This window comes from Rhodobacter calidifons (assembly GCF_011174775.1).
Classification (GTDB): domain Bacteria; phylum Pseudomonadota; class Alphaproteobacteria; order Rhodobacterales; family Rhodobacteraceae; genus Tabrizicola; species Tabrizicola calidifons.
Genome location: NZ_JAANHS010000054.1, coordinates 1 through 759, shown reverse-complemented (window position 1 = coordinate 759; position 759 = coordinate 1). Strand labels below are relative to the sequence as shown.

The window sequence follows — 759 nt, the reverse complement described above, 5'->3', positions numbered from 1 at the left end:
CGCGCCATCGGGCAAGGGATTTGCGCAGGTGTCGCGGGCGGGTTCAGCCGTCCTCGGGCATCAGGCTGGAGAAATTGGTCTCGCGCGCGATCAGCACCGCCTGGGTCCGGCTCTGCACCCCCAGCTTGCGCATGATCGCGGTGACATGGGCCTTCACCGTGGTCTCGGCGATCGACAGCTCATAGGCGATCTGCTTGTTCAGAAGCCCCTCGCAGATCAGTTGCAGGATCTTCGCCTGCTGCCGCGTGAGCAGCGCCAGCCGCCCGATCGCCTCTTCCTTCGCCGAGCCCCGCGTCTTGCCCTCCGGCACCGGCTCATACCCTTCGGGCAGGAACCGCTTGCCCTCGCGCAGCGCGTCGAAGGCCGCGCGGAATACCTCGCGGTGCGAATGCTTCGGCACGAACCCCGCAGCTCCGGCGGCCAGACAGGCCCCGATCACCCGGTTGTCCGCCAGCGAGGACACCACCAGCACCGGCACCTCGCCCGCCGCCTGCCGCAGCCGGATCAGCCCGTCGATCCCGTTCACGTCCGGCAGGTTCAGGTCCAGGACAATCGCATCCGGCGCCGGGCTCAGATCGACGCGGTGGATCGCCGTCTCCAGCCGGTCCGCCGTCTCGATCTCTTCGATCCCCGCCACCGATTTCAGCGTCATCGACAGGGCGTCGCAGAACAGCGGATGGTCGTCCACGATCAGGGCAGAGTGCAGCGGGCGGAGGTCAGCATGCGGAACCATGGTCTTCTGCCTTCGGGATCGGTTCC

General features: G+C 67.7%; 1 protein-coding gene. It reads right to left on the bottom strand.

The genetic code is table 11. The features are described from left to right. Positions 1 to 43: 43 nt before the first annotated feature. On the bottom strand, positions 44 to 733 hold the full coding sequence (locus G8O29_RS18175) for a response regulator transcription factor (RefSeq protein WP_166404597.1): 690 nt from the start codon (positions 731 to 733) through the stop codon (positions 44 to 46). Between the last annotated feature and the right edge of the window lie 26 nt (positions 734 to 759).